This window comes from Brachybacterium sp. FME24, from assembly GCF_014897705.1.
Lineage (GTDB): Bacteria > Actinomycetota > Actinomycetes > Actinomycetales > Dermabacteraceae > Brachybacterium.
The window spans coordinates 1-15,696 of the sequence record NZ_JABUXV010000034.1; the positions used below are offsets into that span (position 1 = coordinate 1).

Sequence of the window (15,696 nt, forward strand, 5' to 3'; positions counted from 1 at the left end):
CTTCCCCAGCAGCAGATGCTGGATTCAGCGTGTCCAAGAACCGGGGTCAGGCCCCGACGTCGTGTCCGCCCTCGACGGTCGCGTCCTCTCCCAGACCGTTCGGGCCGTGGGCGATCGACGGGTTCTCCGGCGCTCGCAGGTGCAGGTCGGCGCCGGCCCGGTCCACGACCACCAGCAGCTGTCGCACGGCGAAGGGGATCAGCTGCAGCAGCGGCAGCAGTTGCGGGAACTCGCCCCGGTGGGCCGACTCCTGCAGCGGAGGCGCCGGAAGGACCCGGTCCACGAGGATCCCGTCGTCGTTCGCGAAGACGGAGCGGCCCTGCCGTCCGCCGAGGGTCGAGGGGCTGAGCACAGTCTCCTCGATCTGGGCGAGCAGCGCCTGCGGGGCGCCGTCGGCCGTGAGGGTGGAGCGCATCCGCGCCCAGCGGGCCTCGAGCTCGCCGGCCGATTGGGGGTCGGTCCGGGTGGTGTCGAGGTGGACCGAGACGACGGGGCCGGTCGCTTCGAGGACGGGCGTGAGCCAGGGCAGTTTCACAGTGGACCTCCAGGTGCTCGACGTGCGGGGACGACCGTGCTCCCAGCTCGGCCTCTTCGCCCCGCCTGGGTCCGTTCAACCCTGGCACGAGGGGTGCGGCATCGCAAGCGGGATCGGGCCGACGGGCACGGGAGCGGGCCGGCCCGTGCGGACGGCCCGTGCGGCCGGACAGCGCGGCCGGGCGGTGCGGCCCGTCCCCGTCAGGTCGAGGATCCGCCGGAGGCCACGTGATGGCGGCCGATCGGGAGCATCAGCGGGGTGCCGGAGACGGGATCGGCGATGATCCGGCTCTCCAGCCCGAACACCTCCCGCACCCGCTGCTCGGTGAGGACCTCCGCCGCGGGGCCGCTCGCCGCCACGGCGCCTCCGGCGATCATGACCAGCCGATCGCTGTACCGGGCGGCGAGGTTCAGGTCGTGCAGCACCATCACCAGCGTGATCCCCCGCTCCCGGTTCAGGTCGGTGAGCAGGTCGAGCACCTCCACCTGGTGGGCGACGTCGAGGAAGGTGGTGGGCTCGTCCAGCAGCAGCAGGTCGGTGTCCTGCGCGAGGGCCATCGCGATCCAGACGCGCTGGCGCTGGCCGCCGGAGAGCTCGTCCACCGGGCGCTCGGCGAGCTCCGCGGTGCGCGTGGCGTCCAGGGCCGCGGCGACCGCCTCGTCGTCGGCCGCGGACCAGCGGGAGAAGATCCCCTGGTGGGGGTGGCGGCCGCGGCCGACGAGGTCGGCGACGGCGATCCCCTCGGGCGTCAGCGGGGACTGGGGCAGCAGGCCCAGCACCCGGGCGAGCTGCCTGGCCGGCAGGCGGTGCACCTGCTCGCCGTCCAGCAGCACCTGGCCGCGGCGCGGGGTCAGCAGCCGCGACATGGAGCGCAGCAGGGTGGACTTCCCCGAGGCGTTGGCGCCCACGATCGCGGTCACCTTCCCGGGCAGCAGGTCGAGGTCCAGCCCCTCGATCACGGTCCGTTCGCCGTATCCGAGGGAGAGGTCCTGGACCTGCAGGGTGTGGTCGGCGGTCACAGGGAGCTCCCTCGACGGTTGACGCGGACGATGAGATACAGCAGGTAGGGCGCGCCGAGCACGCCGGTGACGACGCCGACGGGATAGCGGGTCCCGGTCGCGAACTGTCCCACCAGGTCCGCGACCAGCACCAGCAGCGCGCCGACGGCCGCCGCGGGCAGCAGCGGCGAGGCGCCCGGGCCCACGATCCGCGCGGCGATCGGTCCGGAGAGGAACGCGACGAAGGCGATCGGCCCGCTCGCGGAGGTCGCGAAGGCGATCAGGCCCACCGCGGCGACGACCACGACCAGCCGGGTCCGGCCGGTGCGCACCCCGAGGGCCTGGGCGGCGTCGTCCCCGAGCTGGGTGATGCGCAGCTCCCCGCTGTGGCTCAGCAGCACCGGCCCCAGCACCACGAGCGCGGCCAGCACCGGCAGCGCCTGCTCCCAGGAGGTGTTGTTCAGGCTCCCGGTCAGCCAGCGCAGCGCCTCCTGGAGGTCCCACTGGCCGGCCTTCGAGAGCACCCAGTCGGTGAGGCTCGTGAGCATGGCGGAGATGCCGATGCCCACCAGGATCAGCCGGGTCCCCGCGACCCCGCCGCGCGAGGACAGCAGGTAGATGAGCAGCGCCACCAGCAGGCCCGCGACGATCGACAGCAGCGAGACCGCGGTGCCGGACAGCCCGAGGATCACGATGCCGAAGGCCGCCGCGGCGCTCGCCCCCGAGGAGATGCCGATGATGTCCGGGCTCGCCAGCGGATTGCGGAGCATGGTCTGGAAGGTCACCCCGCCCAGTCCGAAGCATGCCCCGGCGAGCACGGCCAGCACGGCACGGGGCAGGCGCAGCGTGCCCACCGTGAAGCTCGCCCCCGGGACGTCCTGCCCGAGGAGCACGGCCAGCACGTCGGAGGGCGGGTAGTAGGTGCGGCCCACCATGAGGCTCAGGCAGAACACGGCGAGGATCGCCGCTGCCAGCACGCCGCAGGTCAGCAGTGTGCGACGAGTGCGCCGACGACGCACCGCGACGACGCGCCCGAGGGTGCTCGGCGCGCTCGCGGGTCGGGGGTCCGGGGCGCTCACAGGTGGGCCAGCTTCTGACGGCGCACGATGGCGATGAAGACCGGGGCGCCCAGCAGGGCGGTGACGATGCCGACGTCCAGCTCCTCGGGCCGGGCGACGATCCGGCCGACCACGTCCGCGGCCGTCAGCAGCGCGGCGCCCGCGACGGCGCTGAAGGGCAGCAGCCAGCGATGGTCCGAGCCGATCAGGAGCCGGCAGGCGTGGGGGACCACGAGCCCCACGAAGCCGATCGGGCCGGTCACCGCGGTGGCCGCCCCGCACAGCACGACCGCGCCGAGGGAGGCGAGGGCCCGTGTCGCCATCACCCGTTCGCCGAGGCCGGCGGCGAGCTCGTCGCCGAGGGCGAGGGTGTTCAGGCCGCGGGCGCTGAGCAGGCAGAGCACCGCTCCCACCGCGAGGAACGGGGCGACCTGCTGCAGGGAGGCGTAGGTGCCGCCGCCCACGCCGCCGATCTGCCAGGAGCGCACGCTATCGCCGATGTCGGAGCGAGGCAGCACCACGGCGCTGATGAACGAGGTCAGGGCCGCGCCGGTGGCGGCGCCGGCGAGGGCGAGCTTGAGCGGGGTGGCGCCGCCCTGGCCGAGGGACCCCAGCGTGTAGACGAGCACCGCGGTCAGGGCGGCACCGAGGATCGCGACCCAGATGAAGGTCGAGGCCACGGTCAGTCCGAACCAGGCGATCCCCACCACCACGGCGAGGGAGGCGCCGGTGCTGATCCCGAGGATGCCCGGATCGGCCAGCGGGTTGCGGGTCACGCCCTGCATCACGGCGCCGGAGATCCCGAGCGCGGCACCGGCGAGGAGGGCGAGCAGGGTGCGGGGGATCCGCTTGGCGACCGCGGCCGGTCCGAAGCCGTCGGTCGATCCGCCGAGGGCGGCGAGGATGTCCGCGACCCCCACGTCCCGCGAGCCGATAGTCACCGAGCAGGCGGCGATCAGCACGAGGGCCGCGGCGAGGCCGAGCAGCCGGAGCAGCCGGGCACGAGCGGCACGCCGCAGCAGGCCGGAGGTGCTCCCGTGCCCGGGAGGTGCGGTGGTGGTCATCAGAGGGCGGTGGTCATCCTGGGCGGGCGGTCGTCGCGGATCCGGTCGCGGGGCTCAGACGGAGGCGTTCGCGGCGCGCTCGAGCTCGACCAGGTAGTCCTCGAGGATGTACGAGATCGCGAGCGGGGTGGGGTTCGCGGCCGTGCCCAGCGGGCTGTCTCTCGGCAGGTGCACCACGGCCCCGTTCGCCACCGCCGGCATCTGCGAGAGCAGCGGATCGCCCTTCAGCGCCTCGACGAGGGTCTCGTCGCCGTAGGTCACGATGATCTCGACGTCGTCGAAGACGTCGGCCTGCTCGGCGCTGACGGAGGAGGAGAACTCCTCGGTCTCCGCGGAGGCGTCCTGCACGCTCTTCGCGATCGTCATCCCGAGGTCCTCGAAGAACATGGTGCGGGTGTCGTGGGCGGTGTAGAAGTTCACGGTCGAGAGGTCCGTGGTGTCGACGTGGGTGAGGAACATGACCGACTTCCCCGCGATCGCCGGGTGCTTCGCCACGGCCTCCTCGATCTCGCCCTCGAGCTCGGCGATCAGCGCCGCGCCGTCCTCCGCGCGCCCCATCCCCGCCGCGTTCGCGGTGATCATGTCGCGCCAGGAGGTGCCCCAGGCGACCTCGGGGAACGGGATCGTGGGGGCGATCGCGGTGAGGGTGTCGTAGTCCTCCTGGGTCAGGCCGGAGTAGCCGGCCAGGATGACGCTGGGGGCGGTGTCGGCGACGCCCTCGAAGTCGATGCCGTCGGACTCGTCGAAGAGCACGGGCGGCTCGGCGCCCAGCTCCTCGAGCTTCGCCGCGACCCATGGCAGCAGCCCGTCGGTGTCGTCGTCGCCGAAGTTCGCCGCCGCCATCCCGGCGGGCACCACGCCGAGCGCGAGCGGGACCTCGTGGTTCGCCCAGGCGACGGTGGTGACCACGTCGATCTCGGCGGGGAGCTCGGTGGTGCCGAAGGCGTGCTCGAGGGTGGTCGCGCCGTCCGCGCCGCTGCCGCTGCCGCCGCCGTCGGAGGCGCCGGAGCCGGTCGAGCTCTCGGAGGAGCAGGCGGCCAGGGCGGCGGCGAGGGCGACGGCGGAGCCGGCGAGGGCGCGGCGGGACAGACGGGGCATGGGGGCCTCTCGGGACGGGCCGGCGCGGAGGGTCGCGCACGGGACGGCGGCCGGGCGGCCCGGGCGGGCCCCGCGGCCGCCACGATGCGAACTTAGGATTGCCTCACCAAACCTACGAGGCGGTGCAGGTGTCCGCAAGCACGTGAAGACGACAGCCTCTGTCGCAGAACGGACAGGCCGTGCGAAGCAGTCGCAGGAGGGAGGTTCTCCCGGGGGTGCTCGGGGGTGGTGGCTCAGGAGGCGCGGACGTCCGTCGCCCGAGCGGGGGCGGGAGGGGTCGAGGGCAGGTCGCCGTGGCGGTAGGCGCCCGGCGTCATGCCCGTGACCCGCCGGAACGCTGCCGTGAAGGCGCTCGCCGAGCGGTAGCCGACCTGTCCGGCGACGTCCTCGATCCGTTCGTCGGCGGCGAGCAGTGCGACGGCCCACTGGGCGCGGGCGGTCGCCGCCCAGTCGCGGAAGCCCCGCCCGGTGCTCGCCACGAAGGCGCGCGTGAGTGTGCGCGAGCTCACTCCCAGGCGTCGCGCCCACTGCTCGAGGGTCGTCGGGTCCGCGGGGTCCTCGGTGAGCGCCTCGACGATCGGCGCGAGCAGCGGGTGGTCGGGGACCGTGAGCGGCAGCTCGCGCGGGGAGGGGGCGAGCACGTCGAGGATCATCGCGTCGGTCAGCTCGCGCGAGCGCTCCGACAGGTCCGCGTCCAGGGACCTCTCGAGCAGCAGCTGCAGCAGCGGCGTGATCTCCACGGTCACCGGCACGCCCGACGGGGGCTCCACGCGGGTGATCGAGAACTGCGCGGCGAGGTGACGGACCCCCGCCGGGGTGAAACCGCTGTGCGGCACGCCCGCCGGGATCCACAGCCCCACGCCCGGGGAGATCGTGTGCACGCGCGACCCGATCCGAGCGGTCGACGCGCCGCGCTCGTTCCACAGCAGCTCGTGCGTGGGATGGGAGTGCTCGGCCCAGTAGGTGTCCGCGCCGATCTCCTCGCGGCCTGCGAGGATCGTGTACGGGACCTCGACGTCCCCCGCCGCATGCCGGGGCAGGGCGCGGCGGCGGGCGGGACGTGAGCCGACCACCGCCGCCGACCATCGCAGGGCGGCATCGTGGGGGCCGGGGGAGTCGAGGGGCACGGGGCCACGGTAGCCGGGCCCGGGGCGTGGGCTCAGAAGATGAAGCCGCGGAAGAGCAGCAGCGCCAGGCCCAGGCCGACGACGAGGTTCACGACGGTCGCCGCCGCGAACACGACGATCGGCTTCCAGCCGGACTCCCTGATGCTCGAGGCGTTGAACTCGAGGCCGATCGAGACGAAGGCGAGGGTCAGCGCCCAGGTCTGCAGCTCCTTGGCGGCATCCAGCCGCGGCTCGAGCACCGCCTCCGGGACCGACTCCGCGAGCACCGTCGCCACGACCGAGGCGAGCAGGAAGCCGAGCACGAACTTCGGGAACCGCTCCCAGAGCATCGCCAGCGAGCGGCGATCTCCCACGCGGCGCGTGCCGGAGCCGGCGACGGCCCGGCCGGCTGCGGGGGCGACCCTGAAGGAGAAGTACAGCGTCAGCAGCACGGCGACGATGCCCAGCAGCGCGTTCTGGGTGACCTTCACGATCGAGGCGATCTGCAGCGGCTGCTCGCCGGCGACCGCGCCGGCGGCCGTCACCGCGGCGGTGGTGTCGATGTTGCCGCCGATCCAGGCGCCGGTGACCGCGGGGGACAGCCCCATCAGGTCCGCGAGCCAGGGGAGCAGGAAGATCGAGGGCACCGCGAAGACGATCACGAGGGTAGCGGTGTAGGCGAGCTGCTCCTTCTTCGCCTCCACGGCGCCGGCGGCCGCGACGGCGGCGGAGACCCCGCAGATCGACAGGGCGGTGGCCAGCAGCGCCCGCAGCCTGTCGTCCAGCCCCAGCAGTCCGGCGAACCACCAGGTGAAGGCGAAGACGGCGGTGATCAGCAGGATCGCCTGGAGCACGGCGGGGCCCGCCGCGCGCACCACGATCGCGAAGTTCACGCTCGCGCCCAGCAGCACCAGGCCCACCTTGATGAACAGCTCGGTGCGGAAGGCCGCGGCCATGCGGCGGCGCACCCCGGTCAGGGACAGCACCGCGTTGCCCAGGAAGCCGAGCGCGATCGCGTAGACCGGGTACTCGATCGACTTCGCGACCTTCCCGACGGCGGTGCCCTCGGTGAGCTCGGGGACCGCATCGGTGAGCACCGAGACCAGCCAGGCTGACGAGGTGGAACTTGTCGACCGATACCGCGGCGCGGGGCAGGTAGGTCCGCAGTGCTTTGCGGAACGCCGCTGAGGGATCGATGGCGACGACCTCGATCCGCTCCCGCCAGCACTCGGAGCGTTGGGCGAGCCAGGTACCGACGGCGGTGGAGTCCCGGCCATCGACGATGCCGAGGACCTGCCCAGTGGTCAGGTCGACCAGGGTCGTCATCCATGGCTCGAACCGTCTCCAGGCACCGTCGTCGGTGCGGAACCAGCGCACCGACCGGTAGCGGTGCTCATCGATGCCCAGGTGCGTCACCGGCACCTCGTCAACGGCAGGCAGGGCCACGGCGGCAGCCGCCAGCGCGGCCTGGACCAGCCACCACGAGACGCCATGGGCCTGAGCGACTTCCGAGGCCGCCCGGCCCGAGGTGATCACCGCAGAGACGACCTGATCGCGCAGCCGGGTGGTCGAGCGTGCGTATCGGGGGACCTGGTCGGTTGCTTCCCAGAACGTGCGCCGGGCGCAGGCCGGCTCGAGGCAGAACCAGCGCCGCTTGGCCCACACCACCTGAACCGTCCCGGCCACGGGAACGTCTCGCACCTGCTGAGAGCGGCGGGAGTGGACCTTCGTCGCGATCACCCCGCACGACGGGCACCCGGGTGGGACGCTCGAGGCGATCACCACTTGACGCCCTCCGTCGGACAGGTCGATCGCGTCAACGACGCGGTAGTTGGGCAGGTTGAAGATCGTGCTCGCAGCATCACGCTGCGGACCAGTACTCTCATACACAGGCTCGTGGTCCTCTGAGATATGGATGTCTTGACAACACCCATCACAGCAGGACCACGAGCCGCTCTACGCCAGCGACGCGACGCTCTCCATCACCACGAACCGTGAAGAGCCGTTCAAGGCTGAACTGGTCCGCAACCGCGGGCCCTGGAAGAACATCGACGACCTCGAGATCGCGACCGCGGAATACATCGACTGGTTCAATCACCGGCGACTTCACGGCGAGATCGGCATGATCCCGCCCGTCGAGCTCGAGGACACTTACCATCACAACCACCCCGCACCGGCACCCGCCGACACGGCACTTGCGAGCCCCTAACAAACCCGGGGCGATTCACTGAAGGCCGCTGCCGCGGCCCGCGGCAGCCTCAAGGGAGCGATCTTCCACAGCGACCATGGGTCGGTCTACTGCTCGAAGGACTACGCCAAGCTCTGCAAGAGACTCGGCGTCACCCAGTCAATGGGTGCGGTCGGCTCGTCGGCCGACAACGCGTTGGCGGAGTCGTTCAACGCCACGATGAAGCGTGAGGTCCTCCAAGACACCGCCTGCTGGAGCGACGAGCCGACCTGTCGCCGGCAGGTCTTCAGGTGGCTCGTCCGCTACAACACCCGGCGCCGTCACACCTGGTGCGGCTACCTGTCCCCGTCCACCTACGAGGCCCGCCGGGCCGCTACGCTGCCGACCGCTGCGTAATCACACCCCGTGTCCAAGATCCGGGGGTAGGGCCCCGGCGTGCCGTTTTAGGGACGCTCCTTGCAGATTCTCGGGATCCTGCTTACGCCTGCGTACCAGGACCCCACGGTCGGATCGATCGAGAGCAGCAGACGAGCTGCTGATCGGTGGTAGCTGATGACGTCGGTGGCGATCAACGGCTCGACGTGTGCGATGCGATTGCGGAGCTGGTGAAGGCGTTGCGTCCAGTGATGGACGACCAGGGGGTCAGGATGGTGCGGAAAGGCATCCTTCAGCGCGTTCACCCAAAGGCCGCGTTGCTTGTTCGGTCCGAACCCGTACTGGGAGTCCTTCTTGCTCGGCAGAAGCTTCACCCATGTCCCAAAGGTGATGTGGGCCACGAGATCGTCGTGATTGGGAGCAGCGCCGTGTCGAGGATGGGAAGGGTCCCGGAGGTTCGAGTCGGCAATCGCCCGGTAGCGGGCGGAGAGGTACGTCGACTTGTGAGGCGTCGGATTGAGAAGCGCGCCGAGGGGTGCCGCTGGCCGCTCCACCCAGTTGGTGCCGTAGGGCGCCTGACCGGCCGGCGCCGGTCGCGACTGGTTCCATACCTGGAGCTGCCTGTCCAACGCGTTACGTAGCGCAACCTCGACGATGGCGAGAGACTCGTGGATCGCGCCGGACAACTCGATGTTCCAGCGATAAAGTTTGATCGCTGCCGCTACTGAGCCGGTTTCGGCGAGGTAGGGCGCAAACCGAGCGGGGGATAAGTGTGAGACCAGGACGGCCTCGACCGTCGGTTGCGTTGTGCTCGTCATGGCCCTACACTAGAGGGCAGAAGCGGGGGCGGGACCCTCGCACAGACATAGAGCCAACCCCCGTCGCATTGCGGCGGGGGCGCTTTCTTTTCTGGGGCGCGTGCCCGTCGAACCCCTTGCTGACAGGCATCTCGAGTGGAGCTTGCGCTACCAGGTCCCCAGTCGCGACCTGCGCTCCGAAGGAGCCTTTGCCGCCGCGCCGTCTGCCTCCTTGGCGCCACCGGAGGGCTCGCTCGTCAAGCGGATAGAGATCCTGCTGTCCTTTTTGGGTATACCCAAAAGTGACAGTCGCCCGCGAGGCATCGTCCCTGTTCCATAGGGTCGGATAGCGGGTTTTGGCGCATGTCTCGGCTAGGGTCTAAGACGTGAATGGATCACCTGAGCCTCGAGGTGTCGCATTGCGACGACCGGCCCGCATCTTGCTACCCATCTTCTTCGTCGTGATCGGGGTCGCCGCAGTCCGTGGAGGCTTCGGGATCCCACAGAACCCCTTCGTAGGGCTGTTCCTCCTCATTGCAACTAGCGCTCTGACGGTCACGGCTCTGTTGCACGCGGGCGGGGGTGACGAGTGAGGGTCAACGCTCGCCCCTCGGGACAGCGAGTCGCGTACGTGCGGGTCTCGTCCGCCGGCCAGAACCTCACTCGGCAGCTCGAAGCAGTAGGGGAGTGCGACCAGACCTTCACCGAGAAGCAATCCGGCAAGAGCGCGACCAACCGCCCGCAACTGCAGGCGCTGATCCGGCACGTCCGCCATGGCGACCATGTCGTCGTCGCTTCCATGGATCGCCTCGCCCGGTCGGTCATCGATCTCAACGACATCGTCCAGCAGATCACCGGCGACCCCGCTGAACACACCGAGCAGCAGCCACGGAAAGGCGCGAGCATCGAGTTCCTCAAGGAACGGCTGACCTTCGCCCCCGGCGACACGGACCCGATGGCATCCTTCCAGCTGAACATGATGGGTGCGTTCGCGCAGTTCGAACGCGAACTCATCCGCCAGAGACAGACCGAGGGCATCGCCGCCGCGAAGAAGCGCGGCATCTACAAGGGCCGGCCCCGCAGCCTTGAGGGCGACCAGATCCGCTCCGTGCGCAAGGCGGCCCTCGCCGGCACTCCCAAAGTCCAAATAGCGCGTGAGCACGGCATCAGCCGATCCACGCTGTACCGCTACCTCAACGCGCCAACCCTGCCGATGGCGGACTAGGGGCCTCCATGCGCCACACTGAACGTCGTGCGTCCCTGCTGATCAGGAACGTCTATGTAACTCTATAATGTGCAGTGCGTAATCATTCAACACCGGAGTAGAGAGACCATGCTCAACGAGAAGTCCACCGACCAGTTCGTTCGCGACATGTTGCGCGACATCAATGTGCACCGTCCGTGGGAGCAGGATGGCGGTCCGGGATGGAAGCGCGATGCACTAAAAGGTGGCTCTAAGTCAGCCTCGTCTGCCGCAGAGGGCAAGCCAGAGTTCGTGTTCGAGGTCGATGGCTTCGTGGTTGTCATCGAGGACAAGCGCGAGGTCGGCCGCACCCGCTACCTGGATGGGGGCGAGGTGACGACCGCGTTCCCGTTCCGCTCCGACTACGCTCTTAATGGTGCTGTCCACTACGCCAAGACGATGATCGACAACGGCATCCCGCACACCAAGGGAATTTTTGCAGTCGGCATCGGCGGCGAAGAAGTCCATCACGAGATCTCTGTGGTCTACGTGAACGAGGGAATCACCAAGCAACTCGATGAACTAAGCAATCTAGAAGTCTTCGCCGTTGATCAGATCAGCGAGTACCACTCAGTGCAGGTGCTCGAGCGCCGGCCCCAATCCGAAGCCCGGCTCGATGATCTCCGATCGGTAGCCCGCAAGCTCCATGAGGGTATGCGGAACTACGGCAGCGTCGAGAACGATCGGAAGGCGCCACTGGTCTCTGCGATCCTGCTGGCGCTACGCAACGAGTTCTTTGACGTCGAGCAGCTCCACGCCCGCACCCCAGGGAATAACAGCCAAGTGTGGGACGGGCGGATCATCTACGATGCGGCGGAGCAGTACATGCGAGCTGAGGCGCTCATGCCGAACCAGAAGATCGGCACTTTGCTAGATCAGTTCGCCTTCATTAAGAACGCTCCTCAGCTAAATCGTCGGCATCGAGACCTCGACGAGTCGCCGCTAAAGTGGATGACCCGCATTCTGAAGAATGAGGTGCTCCACGTCGTTGTCGATCCCTCGATGAGCGCCTTCGACGTCCTCGGTAACTTCTACCACGAGTTCATTTCCTACGGCGGCGGCGACGGTGCAGGGCTCGGGATTGTGCTCACGCCGGAGCACATCACCACGCTGATGGCTGAGCTCATCGACGTGAGCGCTAGTGACTACGTGCTCGACCCCACCGCTGGCACGGCATCGTTCCTCATCGCGGCGATGCAGCGTATGTTCACGGACGCAGGCGACGACGCTCATCTGAAGAACGTGATCCGTGAGCACCGTTTGCATGGCATCGAGCTTCAGGACAAGTTGTTCGCCATCGGAACGACGAACATGATCCTGCGCGGAGACGGCCGCGCGAACTTCCGCCGCGACTCAATCTTCGAGGCGCCCATGTCGGAGATGCGTGACGACCAGGTGCTCAGCGACGGCACCGTGAAACCCGGCCACGGCTTTACCAAGGTGCTGCTGAACCCGCCGTACTCCCAGTCCAAAGACAAGAATACGCGCCATCTCTCCGAGATCGCCTTTGTTGAGAAGGCCTTGGAGTTCCTCAATCCGGGCGGCCGGCTCGCGGCCATTGTCCCGCAGTCGGCCATGGTGGGGAAGACGAAAGAAGACCGCGCACGCAAGAAGAGTATCCTCCGCCACAACACGCTGGAAAGCGTCATCACCATGAATCCGATGACCTTTCACAACTCGGGTCACACCCCGCACACTGTGATCGCCATCTTCACCGCTGGGCGGCCACACAGGGCTGACGCCAAGGTCAAGTTCGTTAACTTCGAGAAGGACGGCTGGGTCGTCGCTCAGCATCGCGGGCTCGTAGCCGACGGTACTGTGGAGGCCCGCCGCAAGCACCTCTTTGAGGTGCTGAGCGGCGACGCCCAGGACGACACCTCGTTCATTGTGCGCTCCGAGATCACGGCCGACGACGAGTGGCAGCACTCGTACTTTTACTTCAACGATCAGCCTCCGACCTACGAGGACCTTCTCGGCACAGTGGCGGACTACGTCACCTGGCAGGTCGGTATGCATTCGCACGGACTCGGGGAGCTCGTCACGCCCGTCGCCGATAACGGCAAAGAAGAGCAGCAGGTCGGTTAATGGGAATCTATGAAACCGTCTCCTTCGAGTCGATGCTAATTCCCGACGTCTTCGCGTCGATGAAAGCCTCGACTTCCTGGCATGACAGGGTAAATCTTCAAGATGGCCCCGGCCTTTACCCCTATCTCAGTCAGATTCACGGCAACAACGGAATCGCGGCGTTGGTGGGGGAGCAGCAACGTCCCCCCGAGCCCGGGAACTGCATAACGGTCACGCTGAAGACGCAATCCACGTTCTACCAGCCTCGCTCTTTCTACACCGCGCAGAACTTCCTGATCTTCCGGCATCCCCGGTTGAACAGCATTAACGGCCTGGTGCTCGTGTCGGCGATGCGCCATGCGTTGACCAAGTTCTCGTGGGGCTACGGAGTGTCCATGCAGCGACTCGCGCGGACCCGCATTATGGTTCCCACCCGGCCTGGAGAGGATGGCTGCTCCACCGTGGACTGGACGACTCTCGATGCACTGGGTCGTGAGCTTCTCACCACAGCCACGGCTAACGCCCGGAACCTCCTTCGCGCGGACAACCCGTCCAGTAGTGAGGCCTTCCCGGATCTGATCTTCGAACCAATGATGATCCCTGAGGTCGTCGACAGCATGAAGGCCTCTAACGCGTGGTACGACCGCTCGAAAATGGATACCCGCGGCAAGGTCGAATTTCCGTACGTCTCGCGCACGAAAGTTGATAATGGCGTGGATGGGTTCTTCCCTCGCCAAGCGAAGGAGCCGGAGCGCGGTAATGCCGTCACCATTGGCCTGGACACCCAGACTATTGGTTACCAGCCGGTGCCTTTCTACACCAGCCAGAACATCCAGGTGCTGCGCCACGAAAAATTGGACGAAGACTCCGGTCTCGTGCTTGCAGCGCTTATCCGCCAGCAGATGGGAAAGTTCAGCTGGGGAGGGAACGGCGCCACGCTCGGCCGATTGAGGAAGACCCGCATCATGGTGCCCGTCACCACTGACGAGCGCGACGAAACTGTGGTGGACTGGGACGGCATGTCCGCTTATGGGCGGACTCTTCGCGGGCGCGTAGAAAGAAGCTTCGATCAGGAGATCTGATAGGCGCTGATCGACACGTCCCGGCGCTCTCGGCGCGTTAGGGCGCTGCTTGCGCGGGCCTCCTTCCGCTGCCTGCGTCAAGTGAGTGCGCCCGAGACGATCACACTGAGACCGGGATGACATTACCGACCCCGGTGGCGATGCTGGCCGCGACAGGAGCGACGTTCCCGAGTGTCGTCCGTCTTGGTGTTCATGATTCTCTTGGTGCTCATAATAGAAGTTATGCGATCTTCCTGGTCGGTTGCAGTTCAGCGGGTTTTTGAGGGTCTCTTCGCACCATGGGAGGGGAGGCTGGCTGGGATGGGTCAGGCGTCCTCGTCGGTGAGGCCTTCCAGGGCGTTGTGGGCGGCGTGCTCGCGTAGGTGGTCGGCGGTGTAGGGGATGGTGAAGCGGACTTGTCCGTGGCCAGCGGCTTCGATGATGCCGTCGCGGATGAGCCGTCGGCGGTACTCGCCGGCGTATTGGGCGCTCACGCCCATGCGCTCAGCGATCTTCCCGGTGCGGGATGGGCCGTTGTCTTGGGCCATGGCGAGCAGGTATGTGCGATCAACGCTCGATAGCGGCCGCAGGGCGGGGGTATGGACGTGTCGGCCGAGGCGCCGTTGGGCGGCTGTGATCCCGGCGGTCACGTCCTCGGGAGTCACGGTGTCGGCGGTCTGGTGGGCTTTGAGGGCGTGGTAGCCCACCAGCTGGATCATGAACGGGTATCCGTCGACGGCGTCAGCTGCGACGTCGAGGGCTTGAATGTCGATCTCGCGGCCACTATCGGCGATCGTTCCCGCGAGGGCGGCTCGAACATCAGCGCGGCTCACGCGGCCGATGGGGTGGTGCTCTGCGCGGCGCAGGAACGTCGCCCCGGGATGGTCGAGGAGTTCCTCGATGGGAGTGGAGAGCCCCGCGGCCGCGAAAGCGAGCAGTCGTTCCTCTCGACGGCCGTACTGGATGATCTCGCCTAGCTTGCGGAGATCTTCGATATCGGTGGCCTGGACCTCGTCGATCGTGATCACGAGGCCTCGACCGGAGGGCTGGAGGGCATCGGTGAGCTCGGTGATCTGGGAGCGGAGGGTGGACTCAGCGGGGTAGCGCTCGGTCCAGGACGCACCGCCTCCGAGGGGACCGATGGTGCCACTCGCGGACTCGAGCTGCGACGGCAACTTGTCGGAGTGCTTCTGGAGCAGGCGCGGGAGGTGGTCTCGGGTGAGGCGCTCGAGGAGCCCGTTGCTGGAGCTCTCGGTGATGACCAGCCAGCCTGCGGTCTCAGCGGCTCGCCGGTATGAGTCGAGCAGCACGGTCTTTCCCATCCCTCGCTGCCCGGACAGGAGGATCGTCAGACCGGCGGGATCGAGGAGCCCGTCGAAGGTGTCCTCGAATTCGTCGAGCAGCTGATCGCGGCCTACCAGGAGGTGGGGGTAGGTGCCGAACGATGGCCTGAACAAGTTTCGCAACATCCAAAGAGTATAAAGGAATACGCTCGAATGCAAAGGGATCAAAAGGCTGCCGGGTCGTGGCAACACTAGTCTCGCGCGCCGGTCAGACGCCACCCTGGTGGCGACGCGGCATTGACTGCGTCGGCGCATCGTTCTCGAACCATGGGTCGCTCGGCGTTTTCATGGCCGCGATTCTGGCTCTGACGTTCCGACGCGTTGCACGAAGGCGTGCACCGATAGGTAGGTTGTCGACCCTTCCGGGACAGTACGCCGAGCACGGTCCTGACGCCCCGCTGGCCGTGAGGGGTCCTAATGCTCCGGGCGGCCTCGCGCTGCCGGGAGTCGGCAGATTTTGTCGCAATCCGAATGGTGGTTCGCCCCGAACTGGCAGGTCGATGGTCGGCGACCAGGGTGGTGGAGTTTCGCCGCCGCCCTTATGACACCTGCTCGAATCTATGAGCGCTGCCCGGAGGATCCATGATCATCAGCGAGTTCACTGACCGCGATGGTGACGCGCTCACGATTACCACGAACGCCGAGGGCGCATGGATCACCTGCACCAGCGCCCGGGATGAAGTGACGGTCGGCCCGTTTCCGTTCATAACCGGCTCATCGCATCTGAGGGTGTAGCTGGTTTCTGAAGCCGCCTGATTCGAGGAGA

Annotated in this window: 14 protein-coding genes and 2 pseudogenes; 6 read left to right on the top strand and 10 right to left on the bottom strand. The window is 67.8% G+C overall.

Features of this window, described 5'->3' with window-relative positions:
• Window positions 1-46: 46 nt before the first annotated feature.
• The 8 genes and pseudogenes from INT51_RS21490 to INT51_RS21525 form a co-directional block, all read right to left on the bottom strand.
• Window positions 47-535, bottom strand: coding sequence for a hypothetical protein (locus INT51_RS21490; RefSeq protein ID WP_226986045.1), 489 nt, complete (start codon window positions 533-535; stop codon window positions 47-49).
• A gap of 200 nt (window positions 536-735) precedes the next feature.
• A complete protein-coding gene (locus INT51_RS21495) occupies window positions 736-1,554 on the bottom strand; it encodes an ABC transporter ATP-binding protein (RefSeq protein ID WP_193107446.1) in 819 nt (272 codons plus the stop codon).
• Complete coding sequence (locus tag INT51_RS21500; RefSeq protein WP_193107447.1) at window positions 1,551-2,612, bottom strand: iron chelate uptake ABC transporter family permease subunit; 1,062 nt, start codon at window positions 2,610-2,612, stop codon at window positions 1,551-1,553. Before INT51_RS21500 ends, INT51_RS21495 begins: the two co-directional genes overlap by 4 nt.
• Window positions 2,609-3,655 carry an iron ABC transporter permease gene (locus INT51_RS21505; protein WP_193107448.1) on the bottom strand — a complete coding sequence of 349 codons (1,047 nt, stop codon included), beginning with the start codon at window positions 3,653-3,655 and terminating at the stop codon, window positions 2,609-2,611. Before INT51_RS21505 ends, INT51_RS21500 begins: the two co-directional genes overlap by 4 nt.
• 54 nt (window positions 3,656-3,709) lie before the next feature.
• Window positions 3,710-4,753, bottom strand: a complete 1,044-nt coding sequence (locus tag INT51_RS21510) for an iron-siderophore ABC transporter substrate-binding protein (protein WP_193107449.1) — start codon at window positions 4,751-4,753, stop codon at window positions 3,710-3,712.
• 233 nt (window positions 4,754-4,986) lie between these two features.
• On the bottom strand, window positions 4,987-5,880 hold the full coding sequence (locus INT51_RS21515) for an AraC family transcriptional regulator (protein ID WP_304502285.1): 894 nt from the start codon (window positions 5,878-5,880) through the stop codon (window positions 4,987-4,989).
• A 32-nt stretch (window positions 5,881-5,912) separates the two neighbouring features.
• Window positions 5,913-6,956, bottom strand: coding sequence for a YeiH family protein (locus tag INT51_RS21520; RefSeq protein WP_304502284.1), 1,044 nt, complete (start codon window positions 6,954-6,956; stop codon window positions 5,913-5,915).
• A 16-nt stretch (window positions 6,957-6,972) separates the two neighbouring features.
• Window positions 6,973-7,749, bottom strand: a pseudogene (locus INT51_RS21525) (transposase); the annotation flags it as partial.
• Window positions 7,750-7,921: 172 nt separating this feature from the next.
• Here INT51_RS21525 and INT51_RS21530 point away from each other — a divergent pair.
• On the top strand, window positions 7,922-8,068 hold the full coding sequence (locus INT51_RS21530; protein WP_370540848.1) for a hypothetical protein: 147 nt from the start codon (window positions 7,922-7,924) through the stop codon (window positions 8,066-8,068).
• A gap of 12 nt (window positions 8,069-8,080) precedes the next feature.
• Window positions 8,081-8,443: pseudogene (locus tag INT51_RS21535) on the top strand (transposase); the annotation flags it as partial.
• Window positions 8,444-8,490: 47 nt separating this feature from the next.
• On the opposite strand, the gene INT51_RS21540 reads toward INT51_RS21535, so the two are convergent.
• Complete coding sequence (locus INT51_RS21540; RefSeq protein ID WP_193107450.1) at window positions 8,491-9,240, bottom strand: Abi family protein; 750 nt, start codon at window positions 9,238-9,240, stop codon at window positions 8,491-8,493.
• Between the two features lie 568 nt (window positions 9,241-9,808).
• Here INT51_RS21540 and INT51_RS21545 point away from each other — a divergent pair.
• The 3 genes from INT51_RS21545 to INT51_RS21555 all read left to right on the top strand — a co-directional run bounded on the left by INT51_RS21545 (window position 9,809) and on the right by INT51_RS21555 (window position 13,608).
• Window positions 9,809-10,444 (top strand): recombinase family protein, encoded by a 636-nt coding sequence (locus tag INT51_RS21545; protein ID WP_193107451.1) that lies wholly within the window; start codon window positions 9,809-9,811, stop codon window positions 10,442-10,444.
• A gap of 108 nt (window positions 10,445-10,552) precedes the next feature.
• Window positions 10,553-12,547 (top strand): class I SAM-dependent DNA methyltransferase, encoded by a 1,995-nt coding sequence (locus INT51_RS21550; RefSeq protein ID WP_193107452.1) that lies wholly within the window; start codon window positions 10,553-10,555, stop codon window positions 12,545-12,547.
• A complete protein-coding gene (locus INT51_RS21555; protein WP_193107453.1) occupies window positions 12,547-13,608 on the top strand; it encodes a restriction endonuclease subunit S in 1,062 nt (353 codons plus the stop codon). The genes INT51_RS21550 and INT51_RS21555 overlap by 1 nt, the downstream gene beginning before the upstream one ends.
• 305 nt (window positions 13,609-13,913) lie before the next feature.
• Here the strand turns inward: INT51_RS21555 and INT51_RS21560 are convergent, their stop codons facing one another.
• A complete protein-coding gene (locus INT51_RS21560) occupies window positions 13,914-15,056 on the bottom strand; it encodes an AAA family ATPase (RefSeq protein ID WP_193107454.1) in 1,143 nt (380 codons plus the stop codon).
• A gap of 456 nt (window positions 15,057-15,512) precedes the next feature.
• Between INT51_RS21560 and INT51_RS21565 the strand changes: the two genes are divergently transcribed.
• A complete protein-coding gene (locus tag INT51_RS21565; protein ID WP_193107455.1) occupies window positions 15,513-15,665 on the top strand; it encodes a hypothetical protein in 153 nt (50 codons plus the stop codon).
• Window positions 15,666-15,696 lie beyond the last annotated feature (31 nt).

Coding starts and splice junctions, on each gene's coding strand:
- INT51_RS21505 (WP_193107448.1), bottom strand. CDS start 3,655: ATGACCACCACCGCACCTCCCGGGCACGGGAGCACCTCCGGCCTGCTG.
- INT51_RS21510 (WP_193107449.1), bottom strand. CDS start 4,753: ATGCCCCGTCTGTCCCGCCGCGCCCTCGCCGGCTCCGCCGTCGCCCTC.
- INT51_RS21540 (WP_193107450.1), bottom strand. CDS start 9,240: ATGACGAGCACAACGCAACCGACGGTCGAGGCCGTCCTGGTCTCACAC.
- INT51_RS21550 (WP_193107452.1), top strand. CDS start 10,553: ATGCTCAACGAGAAGTCCACCGACCAGTTCGTTCGCGACATGTTGCGC.
- INT51_RS21555 (WP_193107453.1), top strand. CDS start 12,547: ATGGGAATCTATGAAACCGTCTCCTTCGAGTCGATGCTAATTCCCGAC.
- INT51_RS21560 (WP_193107454.1), bottom strand. CDS start 15,056: ATGTTGCGAAACTTGTTCAGGCCATCGTTCGGCACCTACCCCCACCTC.
- INT51_RS21565 (WP_193107455.1), top strand. CDS start 15,513: ATGATCATCAGCGAGTTCACTGACCGCGATGGTGACGCGCTCACGATT.